Here is a 4,710-nt window from a genome sequence, read left to right on the forward strand (position 1 = left end):
GCTCGGTAGAAGTCGCAGCAGTAGCCCCCCCTTTATAAGGGGGGGTTGGGGGGGTAACGCCAACCCCAACGGAGCCATTCTCCAACGCAAGCGAGAGTGGCGTTGTGGGTAATGCCTTTGGCTCTGCGGCTAAAGTGTATCGATCGATATCGGCATCGGGAAAGCGATAATAGAGGCGGATTTGTTGCAGTTGGCGATTGGTAGCTAGCAGCGGTTGTTTATCCCACAGCCGAATATTCCGAATAATGCGATCGTTTGCCTGAATTTTTTGCTCGGTAAGATTGGCTTGTGGATTAAAACTATTTGCCGCAATCTTGTCGAGTCCGAAAGCTTGACGCGTCTGCGCGATCGTCCGTTTAATATAGGGTGTCTCGCGTACTAATTCATTTGGCTGCACTACTAACGCTTGGACGATCGTGGGGAGAATAAGAGTAGTACCGATCTCCATCGTCAGATATAAGATCGCCGCCCACCGCAGCAAGCGATGTTGCGCTCGGCGCGGAAAATAGATCGATCGCCACAGCAAATATAAGCCGAGTGTTAGTGATAAAATTCCCAACCCGGCTTCAGCGGGGAGCAAGACATTTATATCCGTATAACTCGCACCAAAAGACACGCCGCGCAGGGAATATAGCAACTCATGACAGCTCAACCAGTAGCTAAAACTCACCACCAACATCAAACTACCACCCAATCCATAGAGGTGGCGTTGTTGAGCGCGTGAAAATCCGAGAAACTTTCCTCGACTGAGGCTATCTCCCGATAATAGATATGTCAAAAGAACGGCGATAAAACCATACAAACACATCCCCATCAACCAAAATTCCACCAGTTCCGCAACAGGTAAACCGAAGATATAATCGCCGATATCCCGATCGAATACCGGATCTCGATGCCCGAATGCCGTCGCTTGAAAATAGGGTAAAACTCGCGTCCATTGTCGTGAAATTACCAACGCGATCGCTAGACTTAGAATTGCAGCGATCGAGCGTAATAAATAGCGCGGATAGATGAGCATCGCGATCGATATGAGCACCCCACCCACAACCATCCAGCCTTGGGTTACTGACTGCTTGGCAATCTGAACTAAGGCATCTAGATGGAGTAACCGTGGCGAGGGTGGTGTAATATCGGGCAATGTGGGATCGATCGACCATTGACTCACGACTGCTTGTAAATAATGAGTTAAAAGCAGTCCTATTAGCAAGCTCAAACTTATTGTCAGTAACAGCAACCAGCGGAGATTTAAGACCCGAGGAATGCGTCGGGCTTGTGAATCGAGATTGAGTCGATTTTGAGCTACTTGCTGGCGATCGAGCGGCGCTGGATCGGGAGATTTAAGACGTTGTGCTAGTGATAAATTACCGAATAGATAACCTGTTGTCAGTCCAAATATCCCCACCCCTAATAATCCTTGTGCCTGCACCCGGAGCAAATACATCGGCAAATAGCCAACTTCCTCAAACCACAACATTTCAGCACCCAATCGCGCGATAAGTTCGATCGCTAAATATAATAAAATTAGCGCGATCGGTAATAATAAATATCGGCGTTTAGCTAGTTTTGAGAAGGGTAATTGCACGATATCTCTAGGGGAAGACAAAATTTGAATTTATTGTAGAAATTTACCTGTTTTATCGATGTAGCCAACTTTTTTCCCAATTCTGATCCACGCGGTACTATTTTCAAAACTAGCCACCTCATCATAGATTGGGGCGATCGCAATCGAGCCTCTTGTATTAATAAACCCCCACTTTTCCCCAACCTTAACTTTTGCTAAGCCTTGGCTAAAAGTCTCAACTTCATCAAACATTGGCTCGATCGCGATTTCACCTTCTCGGTCGATAAAGCCCCACTTTTCATCAATTTGGACTGCGGCTAAACCATTACTAAAACTGCCAGCATCCTCAAATTGCATCTCGACAACTACCCGACCGGATCGATCGATAAATCCCCAATCTTCACCAATTTTGACTGCTGCTAACCCATCAAAAAACTCATACACATTGTCAAAGCGCGGTGCGATCGCCATCTTACCCGCAGTATCCTTATAGCCATACTTCTTACCTACTAAAACCGCAGTCAAGTTATTAGGATCGTCATCTGGGTTGGTGATAGTTTGTTGATTAATGGCAGACACAGCGGCTGGCTGTTCGGCAATGGCAGATCGATTTAAAGTATCAAAGCAAATAACGGCAAGAATACAGAATGAGGAAATCAGGATGCGAGTTTTCATAATAGATGACAATAGAATCGATTGTTGTCTGTCTATTGTCCAAACGCGATCGAGATTATGCTGTGATATTTGTCATACATCTGCGGTGTTAGCTATCGATTGCCATCGTAACTCGATCGAAAAGTTAAGTAGAGATCGATCGAGTTAATCTGGATTAAACAATCAACTAACTAACTTTTTTCTACCTAATTTTAACAGTAGGGAGTTAGTTACCACACTGACAGAACTCAATGCCATCATCGCGCCAGCTACTGAGGGACTCAGCATCGCCCCCCAACCGTACCAGTACAGGACTCCGGCTGCGGCTGGGATACCGACGAAGTTGTAAATAGCTGCCCAGAAGAGGTTTTGTCGAATCTTGATGAGAGTGGAGCGGGATAACTCGATCGCGTACACTACATCCAACAACCGATCGCGCATTAAGATAATATCCGCAACTTCGATCGCGACATCGGTACCCGCATTGAGCGCGATGCCTAAGTCGGCTTGAGCCAGTGCTGGCGCGTCATTAATCCCATCCCCAATCATTGCTACTCGACGCGGCGTTGGCAATTCCTGGTTTACTTGCAGCGATGCGATGATGCGCGCTTTATCTTGAGGCAAAACTTCGGCATAGACATCGGTAATTCCTAAAGACTGGGCGATAATATCCGCAACTGGCTTTCTGTCGCCTGAAAGTAAAACTACCTGCAAGCCTAAATCCTGCAATTGTCTGACAGTCTCGATCGCATCATCGCGCAAGCGATCTGTCACCCCAATCAACCCCATCATCGCACCATCGATCGCGACATACATGACGGTTTTGCCTGCTGCTGTTAGCTGCGCGGACTGAGCCTCCCAATCTGGATTAAGCTCAATCCCATTAGCAGCTAACCAGTGGTGATTGCCTACAATTACCTGATATTCTGTGCCCTCAATTAGAGTACTTGGCAATCGATCTGAATTATCGTCAAGTGGTTGCGGAGTATTACTAATTAGCACTCGGGCATAGACACCCAAGCCGATTTCAGTCCGCGCATCCAGAATCGTCGGTAAATTCACACCCAATCGCACGGCTTCCTGTTGAATCGCCACCGCTAGCGGATGATTGGTGACGCTTTCCGCCGCTGCCGCTAGTTGCAATAGATCGATCGATCGCAGATTATCGGCGGCAATTATGTCCGTAACTTGGGGCTTACCCTCAGTCAGCGTTCCTGTCTTATCAAATACCACCGTATCCAACCGATGTACCGCTTCCAGCACATCCCCACCCTTGATCAATAATCCCGACTCCGCCGCAATGCCCGTCCCCACTAGAATCGCCGTCGGCGTGGCTAAACCCAACGCACAAGGACATGCCACCACCATCACCGCGATCGCGGCTTTGAGCGGCGTGAGGGTGGATACTGGCGGATCTAAATTGAGGTTGTGGATGCCGAAAAAGTACCAAAATAGACAAGTGACGATCGCGATCGCCAGCACACCATAGGTAAAGTAGCCAGCCACCGTATCGGCGAGCTGCTGCACTGGAGCCTTGCGAGTTTGAGCGGCTTCTACGAGGGCGATAATTTGCGCTAGCGTCGTATCATCCCCCGTGCGCGTCACCTCGATCGAGATCGCTCCAGATTGGTTCACCGTCCCTGCCGTGACAATCTCCCCCACCTGCTTGAATACCGGAATCGATTCCCCCGTAATTGCCGACTCATCGATCGTCGTCTGTCCCCAGCGAATCGCCCCGTCAGTGGGGATCTTTTCGCCTGGAAGTACCCGCAAATATTCGCCGACTTTGACCTGTTCTACAGGGATTTCGATGGCTTGGGGACGCTCTGGATCGCGACTGATTAACCGCGCCGATGTCGGCTGAAGGGAGAGCAATCGATCGAATGCCGTTGCCGCACGATGTTTCGCCTGTTGTTCTAATGTGCGCCCCAACGTGATAAACCCAATAATCATCACGGGTTCTTCAAAAAAGCATTCCCAGCCTAAACTCGGCACCAGCAGCGCCGCCACACTCGCTGTATAGGACGTAATCACCCCCAAACCGACGAGGGTATTCATATTCGGATTACCATGCCACAGGCTGCGCCAGCCATCCCGCAAAATCGATCTACCTGGAAAAGCGATCGCCAGTGTCGCCAAACCCCAATGCCACCAAAAGTTATTTAGTACCGCAGATTCACCATGATGCAGATGAGTGTTGGGTTGTGCAAAATGCCCGACGGCGGATAATATTAGTAAAATTGCAGCAGTAACTAGTTGCCAAAGTAGCTGCTTGGACTCTCGATCGTATTTTTCTTGGCGTTGTGCTAGTCGTTGCGATCGATCCGCCGCATCACCGATATCGCGGGGTTGAGCGGGAAAACCACTACTCGTCAATTTGGCAGCCAGATCGATACCTGTGGCTGTTTCTGCTGTTACGGCGATCGCGGCTACGCCAGTGAGGAGATTGACACAGGCAGATTTTACGCCCGATTGAGCGAGCAATTGTTTTTCGA

General features: G+C 49.0%; 3 protein-coding genes. All 3 read right to left on the reverse strand.

The window, feature by feature from the left end:
* Positions 1–1,582 (reverse strand): UPF0182 family protein (locus tag RMO35_RS01965; protein WP_309738188.1); only part of this gene is annotated, 1,582 nt, incomplete at its 3' end.
* Between the two features lie 30 nt (positions 1,583–1,612).
* Complete coding sequence (locus tag RMO35_RS01970; protein ID WP_309738190.1) at positions 1,613–2,236, reverse strand: WG repeat-containing protein; 624 nt, start codon at positions 2,234–2,236, stop codon at positions 1,613–1,615.
* Positions 2,237–2,398: 162 nt separating this feature from the next.
* Positions 2,399–4,710: copper-translocating P-type ATPase (locus RMO35_RS01975; RefSeq protein ID WP_309738191.1), on the reverse strand; the 2,312-nt coding region annotated here is incomplete at its 5' end.

This window comes from Chamaesiphon sp. OTE_20_metabat_361 (assembly GCF_031364565.1).